Raw genomic sequence first — 16008 nt, 5'->3', positions numbered from 1 at the left:
ACTTTTACCATTTCACGCACGCCCGATGAGGCGTGCGATTGTTACAGGGATCTGGGTTTATGTTGATAAAGCGCCTCTCTCCGTTGGCCCTTACCGGCCTTTTTCTTTCGCCTTTCCTGCACGCCGCCACCACCGAAGACACGCTGACGATCACCGCCAGTAAACAGTCTGCTACGGCTGCCTCATCACGCAACGTCTCCGCAACGGTGGTGACCGCGCCCGAGCTGAACGATGCCGGGGTGACCAGCACCGATAAGCTGTCGCGTGTATTGCCGGGCTTAACCATGCAGAACAGCGGCAGCCTGATTTTCCAGTCGGTTTCGCTGCGCGGCGTCTCTTCGGCACAGGATTTCTATAATCCGGCGGTGAGCTTTTACATTGACGGCGTACCGCAGCTTTCTACCTACGCCATGCAGGCGCTGACCGATGTCGACAGCGTTGAGATGCTGCGCGGCCCGCAGGGTACGCTGTACGGGAAAAGCGCCGAGGGTGGCATTATCAATATTGTCACCCATCAACCGGACAGCACGCCGCGTGGCTACATTGAAGGCGGCATCTCCAGTCGTGACGGCTATCGCAGCAAAATCAATCTGAGCGGGCCGATTGAAGATGGCCTGCTTTACGGCAGCGTCACGCTGCTGCGTCAGGTCGATTCCGGCTCCATCACCAACCCGGAAACCGGCACGGACCACCTCGGCGGCAGCCGCGCCAACGTCGGTAATGTCCGGCTGCGCCTGGCACCGGACGACCAGCCGTGGGAGATGGGCGTCAGCGTGACCGAAGAGTGTACGCGCGCCACGCAGGATACCTATCTGCCTTATGACGCGGTGAAAGGGCGCACGTTAAGCGTCTCGCCAGGATCGTCCGATCCGTTGCTGCGCCGTTGTACTCATAGCCAGGCGCTGACCGGGCTGTACACCACCGACGACTGGAAATTTAACCTGACCAGCGCCTGGCAGCAGCAGAACTACTCGCGTGAGTTCCCTTACTCTGCCTATAACGTGCTGTTACCTGAGCGCTGGAATCAGGATGTGCAGGAGCTGCGTGCGGCAACCTATGGCGGCGGCCGTGCGGTGGATATGGTGTTTGGGCTGTATCGTCAAAACACCCGTGAGAAACTGCATTCCGAGTATCAGTTTGGCGGCGCTCCGGTGATGTCGCTGGATTCGTACACCGCAGCGGAGACCCTGGCGGCCTACAGCGATCTCACCTGGCATGTTACCGATCGTGCCGATCTCGGGGCGGGCGTACGTGTTTCCCACGACAAAGCGAAAACCCGTTACAACGGCGACGCGGGCGGCTTTATCTACGGCGATAACAACACCACTCGCGATGATCAGGTGCTGGGCCAGGTTTCAGCGGGTTATCAGCTGACCCCGGATTTACGCGTTTACACGCGTGTGGCGCAGGGCTATAAACCGGCCGGATTCAGTATTACTAAAACTGCAGGCACCTCGGCCGATGCGTATAGCGCAGAGAAATCGATTAACTATGAAGTCGGCTCGAACTACCAGCACGGCGATGTAACCCTGCAAGGTGCGCTGTTCTATACCCATACCAAAGAGATGCAGCTCTACTCCGGGCCGCAGGGCGCGCAGGTGCTGAGTAACGCAGGCAGCGCCGATGCCACCGGGATTGAACTGAGTTCCGCCTGGCAGTTCGCGCCGGGCTGGCGCTGGGATGTGAACGGCAACTATGTGCGTTCGCAGTTCACCGGCGACAGCGAGCTGTATCAGCATAACGATGTGCCGCTGGTGCCACGTTTTGGTGCCGGAACCAGCATCAACGGGATGATCGATACACCGTTTGGTGCGCTGATGCCGCGTCTGGCGATTAATCTGGTTGGGCAGCACTACTTTGACGGTGACAACACCCTGCGCCAGGGCGCTTACAGCACCACCGACCTGCGTCTGGGCTGGCAGGCGACCGAACGGGTGAATATCGCGGGTTATATCAATAACCTGTTTGATCGCCGCTACCGCACTTATGGCTTTGTCAGCGGTACTGAGGCTTATGCGCAGGTCAATGAAGGCCGCACCGTAGGCATGGATGTGCGCGTCGATCTGTTCTGATTCAGCGGATAAGCGGTAACGAACCACCCGGCGCGAGAGATGGCGCCGGGTGGTTTTTTTATGGGGGGGGCAGACAATTGAGCGCGGGTATTTCTTTCTGCATCATCGGAGGCTATTTCTTCTCTGCCAGCAGCGCTGCTTTTGCGGCCGTCAGGAATTCATCTGACAGGTTATCCCCGGAGGTGGCACGTGCCAGCGTCAGTGCGCCGATAAGCAGGGAAAACTGCACCAGAGCATGCTGACGACGCTGTGCTTCATCATCGATATCCGCAACCGACTCCAGCATTCCCAGCATGCCTTTCACGCCGTCGAGATACACTTCACGTACCGGTTTATCCGCGCTTTCCCTAGCGATATCGCTGGCTAATGCCGTAATCGCACAGCCATCCTGTGCGCCATCCCGATGAGCGGGAGAGAGATAGTGCTCGACCAGCGTATGCAGCATCTGTTGGCTGGATTGCTGACCGATTGCCTGCCAGCGCGCCCCGGAATCGTCAAACGCTTTGCGGCTGGCGATGGCGGCCAGCTCATCTTTGGAATCAAAGTGGCCGTAAAAACCGCCGTGCGTTAACCCGGCTGCGGCCATCAAATCATTGACGCTGACGCCGTTCAAACCGCGCTCACGGAAGAGCTGCGAAGAGACCTTGATAATCTCCTCGCGGTGACGCTCCATCTGCTGTTTAGATACACGGGCCATCGTCTGCTCCTTTTGTTTGAGGGCATCATCTTAGGGGATGCGTCTCACACCATCAATAGATGATGCCCTTCATCAATAACTCATTCAGGCGCGCGGCCAGGCTGGCATAAACTCACCACCGCCCTGTGCTCTCGGCAGAGTGCTGGCAATCTGATCGTGTGGCGTGCCTGCGGAAATGGCGCTCACAGCATCCAGCCGGGCGATCTGATCTTTCTCTAACCTCACATCCAGCGCCTGCAACGTATCGTTTAACTGTGCCAGATTACGGGAACCAAGGATGGGGATCAGACTGGTTGTGGAATGTGCGGCTTTGTCTTGCAGCCAGGCGATGGCCACCTGAAGCGGCAGGATATTCAGCTCCCCGGCGATGGCAAAAACGGTATCCAGCAGCGTGGTGTCCTGTTCGGTATGCACCAGCCGCCCGCCGAATCCGGTGAGGCGTCCTTCGTTACTTTGACGGTATTTTCCTGTGAGCAGACCGCCGCCAAGGGGTGACCAGAGTGTCGCTGCCAGCCCAAGTGCTTCAGCCATTGGCAGCAGCTCTCGCTCGGCGGTGCGCTGCACCAGGCTGTATTCCACCTGAATGCCGGCAATGCGCGACCAGCCGCGCAGTTCAGCGATTGTGTCTGCCCGGGCAATGCGCCAGGCGGGGAAATTGGACAATCCGGCGTACTGGATCTTACCTGCGCGCACCAGATCGTCGAACGCACGCACGATCTCCTCGAGTGGGGTGAGCTGGTCGTCAAAATGTGCCCACAGCAGATCAATACGATCTGTTTTCAGTCGCTTAAGGCTGTTTTCGACCGACTGGATCATATTTTTACGACTGTTGCCGGTACGCGAGATGCCCGGCTCTGGTGAGGCGCTTAAGCTGTATTTTGTGGCGACAACGAAGCGGTCGCGCTCTGCGGCGATAAACTCCCCGACTATCTCCTCAGACTGCCCAAACTGGTAAGCGTCTGCGGTATCAATAAAGTTTCCACCGGCTTCGACGTAGCGGTCAAAGACCTGTTTTGCTTCTTCTCTTTCTGAACCGTAACCCCAGCCAGTGCCGAAGTTTCCGGTGCCCAGTGCCAGTGCAGAAACGCGTAAACCGCTGTTACGACCAAACGTGGTGTAGTTCATGCTATTGCCCTCGTGGGTTTTAAATGTTGTTTGACATTTATTATATATGTCATACATCATCTAAAAACACAATGATGATAACCATCATCTATAAAACCCACAAAAGAGAGCAAACGATGAACACGATCTCCGTCGTTCTGATCACGGTTGCCCCATTCGACATCGAGGTCTGAACAGTGATGAAAGCCTTTATTATTGAGGGTTACAGCAGCAAAAACGTCGGGCGCCTCACTGAGAGACCTGAACCCGAACTGCGGGCGGATGACGTGCTGATCCGGGTGCAGGCAACCAGCGTGAATCTGCTGGATGCCAAAATTCGCAAAGGCGAGTTCAGGCTGATTCTGCCGTATAAACTGCCATTGATTCTCGGTAACGACGTGGCGGGCGTGGTGGTGAGTGTCGGGCCTGAGGTGACCCGATTTCGCTCTGGCGATCCTGTTTATGCGCGGCCTGCCCAGCAGCGAATCGGCACTTTTGCGCAGTACATTGCGGTTAACGAGAACGACCTGGCGTTAATACCCGACAATCTCAGTCGGGAAGAAGCGGCTTCGCTTCCGCTGGTCAGCCTGACGGCCTGGCAGGTGCTGGTGGAGACCGCAAAACTGAAAAAAGGGCAGAAGGTGTTGATTCATGCCGGTTCCGGCGGCGTGGGCACCATTGCCATCCAGCTTGCCAAACATCTTGGCGCTTTCGTTGCCACCACCACCAGCACAGCCAATGTGGCATGGGTGAAAGCGCTGGGGGCCGATGTGGTTATCGACTATAAAACGCAGGATTTTTCCACCCTTCTGCATGACTACGATGTTGTGCTGAACAGCCTGGGCAGTGATGTGCTGGCAAAATCGCTGCAGGTGCTGAAACCCGGCGGCCAGCTGATCTCCATCTCCGGCCCGCCAACCCCGGCATTTGCCACGGAACAGGGGCTCTCCTGGGGGCTGAAGCAGGTGATGCGCCTGCTGAGTTACCGCATCCGGAGGCAGGCTAAACGGCGCGGCATACGCTATTCGTTTGTCTTTATGCGCGCCAGCGGGGCGCAGCTCAGTGAGATTAGCGCACTGGTGGAGGCCGGGGTGATTAAGCCAGTGGTGGACCGGGTATTTCCCTTTGCCGGGATCAAAGACGCGCTGGCCTATGTTGAGACCGGGCGAGCGAAAGGGAAGGTGGTGGTGCGGGTGGAGTAGGTTGATCGGAAAAATGAACCGCCCAATAACGTTGAACCCGCCTCTTATCCCAGGCGGGCGATACGCGATCTGGCCTCGTCAAGGTGGCGGCGTAAGGCCTCAAGGCAGGGGGTGAAACTGGCGGAAAAGCGATCGCAGCTGCTGGCTATAGCAAAAAAGTTCTCCGCCAGATCCAGTGCTTCCCGCCAGATATCTCCGCTAATCACTTCCGGTAGTGACGCGGGTCGGAGCTCGTTCACGATTGCGCCACTCGCTTTGGGTGCGAACCCCATAGGCAGAACGTCATAGGCTGGTGCGAGGTGATATGGGCGACCATGGTGACTGATGAACGACAGGTTTCCGTGGTGCATATCGGTATTGCCAATCAGGACCCCGAATGCCCAAAGCCGTGCGGTGTCGACGGCGGCATCAGCATGGACATGGCCCTCCGTAATCAGACTATTGACCAGCGCTGGCCATGAAGCCCTGGCATTACCGACAAACTTTGCATCCAGTGCCCGCAGCGAGAAGACGCCGACACGGCCCATTTGGCCAATGCGATCGAATCGGGGGATCTCGAGGAAGCGCTGTCCAGCAAAATCAAATACCTCTGTTTTAACACCCAGCACCTTTAGCGCCAGGTGTTCGGCCAGCAGGAGGTCGCGCCAGCGTTCGCTAACCGGGTTGTCATCCGGGGCCGAGAATTTCACTAACACATGGCCACGTTCTGTATAGGTGCAGAATTTCGGCTGTTCACCACCCGCAGATGATCCTGGCGCCTCACCCGCAGCCGCCGCCACGGCCAGCTCGGGGTAGGTCGTGTCGCGATCAACGGGGTGGGGTTCTGGCATCTCCAGGAAACGCTCCCGTGCCTGCTCCCCTATCAGCAGGTTGCCGATCGCATCATGACCCTGTGCGAGCAACGCCCTGACCACATCCGCGTCTGACCATTGCTCTGGGTTCGCCGCCAGGCCCAGCCCGACCGCGTGCGTCGACGCCCAGGCTCGCCCGAGATATCCTTGCGGTCGCATGTCAAACAGCCACCACGGCAGCCCGTCGCTATGGAGGCTCACATTGTCGGTTTGCACCATGACAAACCCGTCAGGGCGAACCGGAATCAGCTCGCCAAGAGGCTGAACGCGCCCTTCATCGGTGATGCGGTAAACAGGTGCAGACCTGAATCTGCGCCAGGTATCGCGCAGGGCATATTGAATAGAGGGACCCGCCCCGAATCGAACAAGATCGTCACCAAGCTGCCTCAATGCACGGGACAGTGTTGGCTGGCTAATTTTCATTTTTTCAATCAGTTGCCGTGCTTGCATTGGCCCCTGACTGAGCAACTGGCGTATCGTGTCGAAGCGATCAGGCATAATGTTGAATCACTGAGTGAATAGATAAGTGAATAGATAAATGAATAGGTATCCTATCAATTAATATGTCACTCGTCACCTCCCCGTTGGGGGAGTGGGCTGAGTACGTCAACGCCCCACGTATCGTTCTCGGACAGCGTCATACCGGTAATATATATATTGAAGCCATGCCAACTATCTAAACACTCAGTCCGATACTTTTTTTGCATAACGAAAATGACAATTCATCAATTGGAATAGAGATGAAACAATCAGATAGCTTAAAAAGGAGAACTTATGCATACCCGAAATCTATCTCAAAACCTCTCTGTCAGTTCTGTTGGCTATGGTGCCATGGGGCTGAGCGAATTTTATGGTCAGACTGACGATCAGGCCTCCCTGAAGCTCTTACATAAACTCGTTGACCTCGATATCACCTTTATTGACACCGCAAACCTGTATGGCCGTGGCCACAATGAACGTCTGATCGGCCATTTTCTTGCCGGTCTGGACAAGACGACTCGTGAGCAGTTCAAAATCGCCACCAAGTGTGGCATCGATCGCTCGCCTGATGAATCCTACGCCCGCACCATCAACAACCAGCCTGACTACATCACCCGCTGCTGTAATGAATCTCTCAAAAGACTGGGCGTTGAACGTATTGATCTTTTTTATCTGCACCGGGTCAGTCAGGCGACGCCCATCGAAGAGAGCATGGAATGCCTGAGCCGCCTTGTTAAAGAAGGCAAGATTAACCACATCGGTCTTTGTGAAGTCTCTGCGGCTACCCTGCACAGGGCACATGCCGTACACCCGCTGGCAGCCCTGCAGACCGAATATTCACTGTGGACGCGCGATATTGAACAGGAAATTCTGCCGGCTGTGAAAGCGTTGGGCATTGGTCTGGTTCCCTACTCTCCTCTGGGCAGAGGTTTCCTGACCGGTAAGTATCGTAATAATAGTGATTTTGCAGAAGGTGACTTCCGCAAAAACAATGAGCGGTTCATCCAGTCGAGTCTTGATCACAATGCTCAGCTGCTTGACGTTATGGGCCCGCTCGCGAAAAAATATGGCTGCACTACGGGTCAGATTGCGCTGGCCTGGTTGCTTGCACAGTATGACAAGCTGGTGCCTATCCCAGGAACCAAGCACATCAGTTACCTGACCGAGAATGCGCAGGCGGCCAATATTGTTCTGGAAGCAACCGATATCACCCTGCTGAACAACATTCATCAGCGCGTTGAGATCAAAGGCGGCCGCTACTCTGAGGAGGGCATGAAAGGCGTTAACGCCTGAGTACTGAGCTCATAAAAAAACCGGGCAATGCCCTAATGCCGATCCGGTGGCTGGTATAGAAAGGGTTCATGTTCATCATGGACCCTTTTTAAATGGAACTTTCATAAGCCCTCGGCATTATCAATGCCACCTTCCCAGAGTACGCCCGTAGCCTCTCAGACCTCATTCCTGCTGAATTCATTCAGAAAGCGTTAACGTTGACTGACACTGTCACGCTCCGCAAACTTCCTCTTGAATCCATGGATGGTGTTGTCTGGCGCACGGCAGACACGCCGGAAAACAGCGCTGCCTTCAGCCGCTGAAAACACACACACAATATCAAGTCGTGCGTACAGACCAGAATCGCTATCCGGGCAATAATATCAGTGACTTATATCGACACAGATGGGAAATCGAACGGGGTTATCGGGAAGTGAAACAGGGAATGTTGGACAGTCGCTGGACGTTACGCAGCAAGTTGCCAGAACTGGCGCGGCAGGAGTGGCGAGCTAACAACGTTGTATGAGAAAGAAAATGGCGGGTATTACCGGGGGAGAAGAGAGCGAAGTTACCCTCGGAAACGAAGAGTAAATGCACAGAAATATTCGGCGAGAAAAACGGCTGATCACCTTAAGTGACCAGCATTAGGGCATTGCCCGGTTTTTAATTTCTGGATATGACGGCTGACTGTTAGCTTTTCTGCCGGTAAACGCTCAGCGCGACACCTTCGCCACCGCCAACACACAGTGCAGCCATACCGCGTTGGCTGTTGGTTCGTATCAGGCCGTGTACAAGCGTGACCAGTATACGGCACCCCGACGATCCAATAGCATGACCAAGCGCGATAGCACCACCGTAAGGGTTGATGCGCTCTTGTGAAATGCCTGTCTGAGCGATAACTGCGAGAGCCTGCGCCGCAAACGCCTCATTTGATTCGAGATGTTCAATGTCTTCTGGCTTCCAGCCTGAACGGGTAAGGCAGTCTGTGATTGCCTGTATCGGAGCGGCACCCATTAGTGCCGGCTTGATACCTGAGTTGGTGAACTCTCCCAGAGAAGCCAGAACCGGCAATCCCTGTGCCTCAGCCGTACGCCGGGTGCACAGAAGAACAGCGGCGGCACCGTCGTTAAGTGAGGAGGCATTACCAGCAGTTACTGTGCCCCCCTTTCTGAATACAGGTTTGAGCTTATAGAGCTTTTCAATGCTGGTCTGACGCGGACCTTCATCAGTATCAACCCTCTGCGTTTCACCCTTTCTGTTCTGCCACTCTACAGGAACAATTTCGCGTTCAAAGAGGTGCTGCTCCTGCGCCCTGATTGCCTTCATGTGGGATAAAAGCGCGAATTCGTCCTGCATTTCACGAGTGATACCAAACTCATCCGCCACGTTTTCAGCAGTAACGCCCATGTGGGTATCATCAAAAGCATCCCACAGCCCATCAGATACCAGACTGTCTTTCATCTCGCTGTTTCCGAGACGTGTCCCGGTACGCGACGATGTCAGGATATGCGGTGCACTGGACATGCTTTCCTGACCACCAGCAATCACAAACGTTGCCTCTCCGGTGAGCAGTGCCTGCATACCCAGATGAACCGATTTCAGGCCCGAACCGCAGACTTTGTTGATGGTCATACACTGTGTTTCGACAGGCAGTCCGGCTTTCAGTGCGGACTGGCGTGCGGGGTTCTGACCGCAGCCGGCGGTCAGAACCTGTCCCATAATGACCTGTGAAATCTCACTGGCTTTGACGCCGGACTCTTCAAGAAGCGCGCGTATAACATGACTTCCCAGCGCGACGGCCGAGTGCCCGGACAGTACACCCATAAATGCACCGGTTGCCGTGCGTCTTGCAGAAACAATCACTACTTCATTCATGCACTTTTTCCTTTCAGACCGGGTAATGTATGCCCGGTTGCCGCCATTGCGGCACGATAGGCAGTCAGGCCATTCATACAAGCCGGGACGCCTGCATAAACCGCCATCTGAATCACGATTTCAAGCAACTCCTCGGGCGTGACGCCGGTATTGAGCGCCGCTCTCATATGCAGCTCCAGCTGCGGCATCGCATTACCCAGCGTGACAAGTGATGCCACTGTCAGCATTTCACGGGTCTTGAGGTCCAGTCCGGGGCGTCCCACCACTGCACCAAATGCGTAGTCGGTGATCAGGGCCGGTAATGAAGGATCAAGTTCAGCCAGTCGTCCGGTGACTTTATCGGCAAGACCGGGTTCAAGGCGGTCCATGATGTCTTTGCCATAACGGGTCAGATCGCTAGCTTCACTCATAAGATTTCTCCAGAACGTTTTGTGCAGACGCCACGCGCGTCGGGATAGCCGCCACCAGCAGTACAGAGAGCCCGATGGCCACGCCGGCTACGACGTAGAGCATCGGAACTGAAAATGCGGATACCATCCACGCACCGGCAGAGGCACCGATACCGATAGCAGTGTTGAAAAATGAAACGTAAACCGCAGAGGCAGGAAAGGTTTTATCTTCAGCCAGGCGCAGGACCCACGTCTGGAAGCCCACAAAGATTCCGGATACTGCCACGCCCCAGATAACCATAGCGGTGAAGACAGCAGTGCCTGAAAGCGCTGAACCGGAAGTTCCCAGGAATACCAGTACCGCACAAATGAGCAGTACTGAAATGGATACTGTCGCCTTGAGATATTTATCAATCATCATGCCGGTCAGGAAATTGCCGGCAAGTCCCGCAATACCGTATACAAACAGCACAGCCGGAATAACCGATGTGGCCAGTGAATGCTGCGTGTGCAGCCAGGGTTCAATGTACGTAAAGGCAGCAAAGTGCGCGGTGACAGCGAGCAGCGTAGCAGAATAGATTTTCCACAGTGCAGATGATTTCAGTACGCTTTTGAGCGCCTCAAAGCCAATTGCGCTTTTGCTGGTGATCTGTGGGATCAGCACGCTGATACCGGCAAATGCCACCACGCTGAGTATCGCCATCAGCCAGAACGCCTGCCGCCAGCCGAAGTGAATACCGATATAGTTTGAAACCGGCACGCCAAACACACTGGCTGCAGATACGCCACCAAATACGATTGAGGTAGCGGCACCAATATATCTTGTCGGCACAATGGAGACGGCCGTTGCACCAATCATTGCCCAGAATGCACCGTGTGCCAGCGCTCCCAGCACACGTGCAGCCAGTAGTACCGTGTAAGTGCTCACCGTCGCGGCCAGTACGTTAGACAGGAAAAGGATCACGGTGAGCGTAAGCAGCAGCCGCTTCTTGGCCACATTGCCCAGAAACACTGATGCAAAAAGTGCGCTCAGTGCACCTACCCATGCATACAGTGAGACCGTCATACCCACGGCTGATTCAGACGCATGCAGGCCGTTTGCGATTGGCGTCAGCAGGCCAACAGGTGCCAGCTCTGTGGTGACGATCGTAAACGTTGAGAGAGCCAGAATAAAAAGAGCAAGCCACGACCTTAAGGTCATATCCTGCGGAGTGCTTTCTACGTTCATAATTTTTTTCCTCTGGAATGATTTAAATAACGGGCCAGTGTTGGTGAATCGCATGACTGGCAAGCGATGACTTCTTTCCTACGCAAATCGGATGGCCGACGGATTCAAGCATGGGAATATCGGAGAGATCGTCTCCATAGGCATAGCAATCCGCAGGACTGATTTCTTTTCCGCGACAGAACGCAATAAGCGCCTCCCGTTTGCCACTGCCAATGGTCTGCGGCGTGCCTATTTCACCTGTCAGTGTTCCTGCCTCAGTGAGTTCCAGTGGGGCACAGAGAATCTCCGTGACACCCAGATATCGGGCAACCGGTGCAAGTACAGGACGCATCGATCCTGAAACAAAGATAGTCAGTCTGTTTTCCGCCTGATGCTGCTTAAGGGCTGCGACGGCACTGTTAATAAAGAGAGTTTTGACACACTGTGATCGGAACCATTTTTCACCCACCTCTTCCAGTTTTTTATAACTGACCCCAGAGAACTGTCGGTAATACTCTCTGTTCAGATACTCGCGACTCGTTCCTTTTTTAACGTTTTCCTTAAACTGCGTCATATAGCATTCAAGCGTGTTCATTTCATTATTTTCACGACACCAGAATGCGTAAAAATCAAACATGCTTTTAATTGTTATAAGGGTCTCGTCGACATCAAAAAATGCGGCTGATTTCTGCAAAGCTTATTCCTCGTAACTCTTTCTTCGGCTTTTTACCGGGAAATCTTTATGATCGCCGGGAATACCTGCATCAGACCAGCGTGAGGGCTGTATTTCAGAAATCACTACAGAGATTTTATCCAGCGGTGCTCCGGTGTTTTTATGCACGGCATAGGTAATGTCCTCATGCAGCCTGAGCATGTCGCCTTCGTCTTTAGCAGGCCAGGTCGTGATATGTACAAATGGCATTTTTAACTCACTTTACGGTAATTAATTCATCGAATGAGCGGCTTTTCAGTTTCAGATGTGCATGGATATCACCACCCAGCCCATACAGCCCAATTGCGCCCCCGTAGCTCTGGCGGGAACTCATATAAAGGACAACCACGTTAATTACCCGATTATCATTGCGTTCATGTGCCGGGAACGGATCGGGTAACTCCGCCCAGTAATCCGCATTGCCATCGTGGTCGGTAATAAATACGTTAGGGATACCCAGCGGTCCCGGCCGGCTTGGATTTTCAGTTGCCAGATCCTGCTCACGCAGGCTCATTACGGTATAAACACTGTCGGGAACCAGGTTGCGAAATGAGAACCTGAACAGCGCGCGCCGGCTGTCTCCTGACAGAAACACCTCAAGACTGCCTTCAGCGCGTAACCAGTCTGCCAGCGTGACAGGCGGGATCTGACGTTTACCGTCACTGCTGCGGTAATCTGCGATGTAGCCTTCATGCAAAGGCAGGCTAGGACGGCTTTCGGTATTAGCCTGTGGCCGCTGCTCTGGCGCGAACAGCATCCCGTAATTATTCAGCGGTACCGGCAGCGGAAGGGTATGCAGGATCACGTCCTTCAGTTCTGCCTGTGACATGTCATCGATATCACGCAATATTTTGTAGGGTGCCGTTTCTCCAAAGCCCGGAAGCGGGCTGTCTGCCGCCACAATCATGCTGCGCCATGCCAGGCCGTTGTCTCCTGGCACCATACCGACCACGACAAAGTTACCATCCTGATCCATTACCTCCGCAGGGGGATAAAGCGGCCCCTGCGTGGTAGCAGTCAGACGGTATTTCTGACTGCTTATTTCAGGCATGCGCTACCTCAAAGGTCGCACCCTGATGTTCTACTATCGCTGCCTGCATAGCCGCCTCAGCCAGGGATTTCTCTTTCTCAGAAATCAGCCCTGAAGGGTATACGGTGAATGAGACGTCCATGCTGGCGCAAAGCATCTGATGCTGCGTTACGCGCACCTGGGCTTTGAAACGGCCACGGCGGTCATTAACGTCCTTCTCAAGGTACTCAAAATGAACCAGCGCAGGTAAAGGAAACAGAAAACTCGAAAAGTTTATCGCCATGCTGTTAATGACGTAGTAACGCCCCGTTTCCTGCTTGTAGATAAATTCTTCAGTAATGGCGATAAACGCCTGACGGCTTGCCTCTACCAAAAGCATTCCCTGAATATGCTGACCGGTCTGATGATCGGCCATCAGCTCACAGCGCTCATCGATCAACAGCGGCATAGCAAAAAGATTACTGTTGTGCTCAGTCTGTTCTGCAGGACCTATCAGGACATTCTGTTCCAGCCGTTTATGGCAGTGTTCATTCTTTTTATCGTTAACAAGCTTTTCAAGAGAACACATTTTTAGTTTATTGCCGTGAATGGTATTTCTCGCCTGATTTGAAAGCACTTTCCCGGCAAAATCCTTACGCACACCCTGCCCGATAATAATTTCATGTTCTTTATCGATGATATTTGCAGGGATTTGCGTTAACAGCTCCAGCTGAGAAATAGTCAGGACATCTTTTCCATTTGCGAATTCATTGAATTTATCGCCGACAACAACCAGTTTCTTACAATTCATGAATCATTCCTCAGCAACAACAAGCGCGATAGATACGGGTATAGAGGCCTTCATTTCCTCCGGTAATATAGTTATCACCTGCCTGCTGAATGATTTCCTGGTAGCGTGCATTGGTAAAGGCTTCTTTATATGTTTCTTTATCGCCATTGAACGCAGAAATGAACATCACACCTGGCACGCCACTGATGAGCGAGTGAAAAGCTTCAAAGCTTTCGATCTTGTCTTTATTATCTCTTACAACGTTGAAGATCGTTTCGTCGCGCCACTGGCGATACTGCTCATAATTGTGTGCAGGAACTTCAACATGGCGCAGCTGAATATATTTTGTCTCAGGGAGATCTCTCTTGCTGTCGATAGGTGACTCGACAAACTTCAGAAGTTCTCTGCGAATATCCGCGGAAAGAACGTCAGCAAACTGATGGAACATAGATTCCATCTCTTCTTCCACCCATGATACTTCTTTAATGTCGTTAAACGAACGAAGTTCCAGTAATTCATTTACACCCTGTTCTTCACAAAAATAATAGCGCGTGCTCTCAGTGTTTTTTAATGACGAGAAAGTATCAGCAGAAACAGTATTTTTTAATGGGAATCGAGACACCAGCACATAGTTAGATGACATTATTATCTCCGAAAGGATATGGGATTAGATTTCGAGTCTAATTTATCAATCTGTGACGCAGGTGGAATTGTTAAATGTGTAATATAAATTTTGTATTACTGTAAAAGAGCCTTTTTCTGAAATGAAATTCCGTGTTATATCTTTACGTATAAATAAGATAGAATAATTTTTCTATTTGAAGGATGGAATCTATGGCAATTGCAGAACATTTAATCAGTAGCAACCTCCCCAGCGTTAAGCAGCTTCAGTGCTTTCTCGCTGTCGCACATGAGCTGAACTTCCGCAGAGCCGCAGAACGTCTCAGGATGACCCAACCTCCTCTGACCCGTCAGATAAAGTGCCTGGAAGCTGTGCTGGAGATACAGCTGTTCAGCCGCAGCACGCACGAGGTCAGTCTGACAGAGGCTGGTCGCGAACTGGTTATCAGGGCAGAGAAGCTCCTTCAGCAGCTCAGCGAAATGAAAACGGCTTCACCTTCCTCAAAGAAGAATCTGCGTATCGGTCTCACCCGTACGCTGAATTTTGAGCTGATAGAGCCTATCAACAAACAGCTCAATAAACTGGATGCCGGCGATGATGTTGAAACTCCCAATCTGACATCGGCGCAGCTGCTTCAATGTCTGTCAAAAAACACGCTTGATCTTGTGCTGACCGGCGAGAAAGGCACCGGTCATGAAGACATCGTCCAGTACCGTTGGGTCTACCGCGAGCCGCTGTTAATGGCAATGCCGGCTATGCATCCTGCAAGCCTGAAAGAAAAAGTCTCGCTGGAAGACATCTGTGATTTACCGCTCTTCTGGTTTGCAAGAAGCGCCAATCCCACCTTCTACGATAAGTGCGAAAGCTACTTCGATCGGCTCAGGTTTCCGCTTAAGCGGATCAAAGAGCCAGATGACTCACTGGTTATGCTCACCCACATCGCCCGGGGCAAGGGGTTTGCCTTGATGCCGCAGTCAAAGTGCACGTTCAATCAGGAGGGGCTATGCTACCGGGAGCTGTCCGATCACGAATCGTCAAAGCTGAATATCGATGTCTACGCGGCTACCCGACTCAATGAAAAGCGAGAAGACATCCTGAATGCGCAGGACGTGTTATGTTGTAACAATCTGTCAGAGTAGATTGGGGTATATAGTCAAAACTTTCTTCACGCCAGGCTTCGCCCCACTAATGATGAAAATCAGGGCACACAACAGCGAAGCACAGACCACAGATGCCCACCCGTTGCATAACGAAGATAAGTATTGCCCGTTTCTAATTAACGTTGATAAGCGCGGCAAGATCTTGCCATGACGCTGATGGCCTGACAGATCTCATACTACAAGCAAATTTGTTTAAGGCTGACGAAGCCGGCTTCTTTGTCACGCCGCTCACTCACTTTCTTGTCGAGTCTGTCAAACAGGCTCCTATGTTCTGTGTGCTGATAGCAGGTGATGCAGCATGTGGATGACATCACCCACTACCTCACCTGTAACGCCAGAAAACAAAAAGGACTCAGCCAGTTTCCTGTCTAAGTCCTTGATAAATTTGGTGGCCCCAGCTGGACTTGAACCAGCGACCAAGCGATTATGAGTCGCGTGCTCTAACCAACTGAGCTATGGGGCCTGAGGCGCAGGATTATAATGTAACTCTGCGGCACGATCCAGCGCTTAACATGTGTATGATGCATTTCCAGGCAAAAATACGATATCGCGAACTGGTTGAATCA

General features: G+C 53.0%; 15 protein-coding genes, 1 tRNA gene and 1 pseudogene. 5 read left to right on the top strand and 12 right to left on the bottom strand.

Annotated features, from left to right (window positions below; translation table 11 throughout):
- Positions 1-59 precede the first annotated feature (59 nt).
- Entirely contained in the window at positions 60-2072 is a 2013-nt protein-coding gene (locus HHI26_RS14070; RefSeq protein WP_171149256.1) for a TonB-dependent siderophore receptor, read from the top strand.
- A 112-nt stretch (positions 2073-2184) separates the two neighbouring features.
- Here the strand turns inward: HHI26_RS14070 and HHI26_RS14065 are convergent, their stop codons facing one another.
- Positions 2185-2769, bottom strand: coding sequence for a TetR family transcriptional regulator (locus tag HHI26_RS14065; protein ID WP_171149255.1), 585 nt, complete (start codon positions 2767-2769; stop codon positions 2185-2187).
- Positions 2770-2853: 84 nt separating this feature from the next.
- Positions 2854-3894 (bottom strand): aldo/keto reductase, encoded by a 1041-nt coding sequence (locus HHI26_RS14060; RefSeq protein WP_171149254.1) that lies wholly within the window; start codon positions 3892-3894, stop codon positions 2854-2856.
- Positions 3895-4073: 179 nt separating this feature from the next.
- Here HHI26_RS14060 and HHI26_RS14055 point away from each other — a divergent pair, with 179 nt between their 5' ends.
- Positions 4074-5075: an NADP-dependent oxidoreductase gene (locus HHI26_RS14055; protein ID WP_171149253.1), complete on the top strand. Its 1002-nt coding sequence runs from the start codon at positions 4074-4076 to the stop codon at positions 5073-5075.
- A 44-nt stretch (positions 5076-5119) separates the two neighbouring features.
- Here HHI26_RS14055 and yjjJ read toward each other — a convergent pair whose 3' ends face one another.
- Entirely contained in the window at positions 5120-6424 is a 1305-nt protein-coding gene (gene yjjJ / locus HHI26_RS14050) for a type II toxin-antitoxin system HipA family toxin YjjJ (protein ID WP_171149252.1), read from the bottom strand.
- Positions 6425-6700: 276 nt separating this feature from the next.
- Between yjjJ and HHI26_RS14045 the strand changes: the two genes are divergently transcribed.
- Positions 6701-7699: an aldo/keto reductase gene (locus HHI26_RS14045; protein ID WP_133842440.1), complete on the top strand. Its 999-nt coding sequence runs from the start codon at positions 6701-6703 to the stop codon at positions 7697-7699.
- A 331-nt stretch (positions 7700-8030) separates the two neighbouring features.
- Positions 8031-8183 (top strand): annotated as a pseudogene (locus tag HHI26_RS14040) (transposase); the annotation flags it as partial.
- A 185-nt stretch (positions 8184-8368) separates the two neighbouring features.
- Here the strand turns inward: HHI26_RS14040 and HHI26_RS14035 are convergent.
- The 8 genes from HHI26_RS14035 to HHI26_RS14000 are packed head-to-tail and all read right to left on the bottom strand — an operon-like array spanning position 8369 to position 14303.
- Positions 8369-9553, bottom strand: a complete 1185-nt coding sequence (locus tag HHI26_RS14035) for an acetyl-CoA C-acetyltransferase (protein WP_133842439.1) — start codon at positions 9551-9553, stop codon at positions 8369-8371.
- On the bottom strand, positions 9550-9963 hold the full coding sequence (locus HHI26_RS14030; protein WP_133842438.1) for a carboxymuconolactone decarboxylase family protein: 414 nt from the start codon (positions 9961-9963) through the stop codon (positions 9550-9552). The genes HHI26_RS14035 and HHI26_RS14030 overlap by 4 nt, the downstream gene beginning before the upstream one ends.
- A complete protein-coding gene (locus tag HHI26_RS14025; RefSeq protein ID WP_133842437.1) occupies positions 9956-11170 on the bottom strand; it encodes an MFS transporter in 1215 nt (404 codons plus the stop codon). The genes HHI26_RS14030 and HHI26_RS14025 overlap by 8 nt, the downstream gene beginning before the upstream one ends.
- 22 nt (positions 11171-11192) lie before the next feature.
- Positions 11193-11843 carry an HAD-IB family hydrolase gene (locus tag HHI26_RS14020; RefSeq protein WP_167863332.1) on the bottom strand — a complete coding sequence of 217 codons (651 nt, stop codon included), beginning with the start codon at positions 11841-11843 and terminating at the stop codon, positions 11193-11195.
- 3 nt (positions 11844-11846) lie between these two features.
- Positions 11847-12071 (bottom strand): tautomerase family protein, encoded by a 225-nt coding sequence (locus HHI26_RS14015; protein ID WP_133842435.1) that lies wholly within the window; start codon positions 12069-12071, stop codon positions 11847-11849.
- Between the two features lie 7 nt (positions 12072-12078).
- Positions 12079-12912 carry a hypothetical protein gene (locus HHI26_RS14010; RefSeq protein ID WP_159336846.1) on the bottom strand — a complete coding sequence of 278 codons (834 nt, stop codon included), beginning with the start codon at positions 12910-12912 and terminating at the stop codon, positions 12079-12081.
- Positions 12905-13681: an AfsA-related hotdog domain-containing protein gene (locus tag HHI26_RS14005; protein ID WP_133842433.1), complete on the bottom strand. Its 777-nt coding sequence runs from the start codon at positions 13679-13681 to the stop codon at positions 12905-12907. Before HHI26_RS14005 ends, HHI26_RS14010 begins: the two co-directional genes overlap by 8 nt.
- Before the next feature lie 10 nt (positions 13682-13691).
- Positions 13692-14303, bottom strand: coding sequence for a hypothetical protein (locus tag HHI26_RS14000; protein ID WP_133842432.1), 612 nt, complete (start codon positions 14301-14303; stop codon positions 13692-13694).
- A gap of 191 nt (positions 14304-14494) precedes the next feature.
- Between HHI26_RS14000 and HHI26_RS13995 the strand changes: the two genes are divergently transcribed.
- A complete protein-coding gene (locus tag HHI26_RS13995; RefSeq protein WP_133842431.1) occupies positions 14495-15421 on the top strand; it encodes a LysR family transcriptional regulator in 927 nt (308 codons plus the stop codon).
- Between the two features lie 407 nt (positions 15422-15828).
- On the opposite strand, the gene HHI26_RS13990 is transcribed toward HHI26_RS13995, so the two are convergent.
- Positions 15829-15905, bottom strand: a tRNA-Ile gene (locus tag HHI26_RS13990).
- Positions 15906-16008: the final 103 nt, after the last annotated feature.

It is taken from the genome of Erwinia sp. JH02, assembly GCF_013074405.1.
GTDB lineage: Bacteria > Pseudomonadota > Gammaproteobacteria > Enterobacterales > Enterobacteriaceae > Erwinia > Erwinia rhapontici.
This window is presented reverse-complemented; position numbering and strand designations above follow the sequence as displayed.

Coding starts and splice junctions, on each gene's coding strand:
- HHI26_RS14070 (WP_171149256.1), top strand. CDS start 60: ATGTTGATAAAGCGCCTCTCTCCGTTGGCCCTTACCGGCCTTTTTCTT.
- HHI26_RS14065 (WP_171149255.1), bottom strand. CDS start 2,769: ATGGCCCGTGTATCTAAACAGCAGATGGAGCGTCACCGCGAGGAGATT.
- HHI26_RS14060 (WP_171149254.1), bottom strand. CDS start 3,894: ATGAACTACACCACGTTTGGTCGTAACAGCGGTTTACGCGTTTCTGCA.
- HHI26_RS14055 (WP_171149253.1), top strand. CDS start 4,074: ATGAAAGCCTTTATTATTGAGGGTTACAGCAGCAAAAACGTCGGGCGC.
- yjjJ (WP_171149252.1), bottom strand. CDS start 6,424: ATGCCTGATCGCTTCGACACGATACGCCAGTTGCTCAGTCAGGGGCCA.
- HHI26_RS14045 (WP_133842440.1), top strand. CDS start 6,701: ATGCATACCCGAAATCTATCTCAAAACCTCTCTGTCAGTTCTGTTGGC.
- HHI26_RS14035 (WP_133842439.1), bottom strand. CDS start 9,553: ATGAATGAAGTAGTGATTGTTTCTGCAAGACGCACGGCAACCGGTGCA.
- HHI26_RS14030 (WP_133842438.1), bottom strand. CDS start 9,963: ATGAGTGAAGCTAGCGATCTGACCCGTTATGGCAAAGACATCATGGAC.
- HHI26_RS14025 (WP_133842437.1), bottom strand. CDS start 11,170: ATGAACGTAGAAAGCACTCCGCAGGATATGACCTTAAGGTCGTGGCTT.
- HHI26_RS14015 (WP_133842435.1), bottom strand. CDS start 12,071: ATGCCATTTGTACATATCACGACCTGGCCTGCTAAAGACGAAGGCGAC.
- HHI26_RS14010 (WP_159336846.1), bottom strand. CDS start 12,912: ATGCCTGAAATAAGCAGTCAGAAATACCGTCTGACTGCTACCACGCAG.
- HHI26_RS14005 (WP_133842433.1), bottom strand. CDS start 13,681: ATGAATTGTAAGAAACTGGTTGTTGTCGGCGATAAATTCAATGAATTC.
- HHI26_RS14000 (WP_133842432.1), bottom strand. CDS start 14,303: ATGTCATCTAACTATGTGCTGGTGTCTCGATTCCCATTAAAAAATACT.
- HHI26_RS13995 (WP_133842431.1), top strand. CDS start 14,495: ATGGCAATTGCAGAACATTTAATCAGTAGCAACCTCCCCAGCGTTAAG.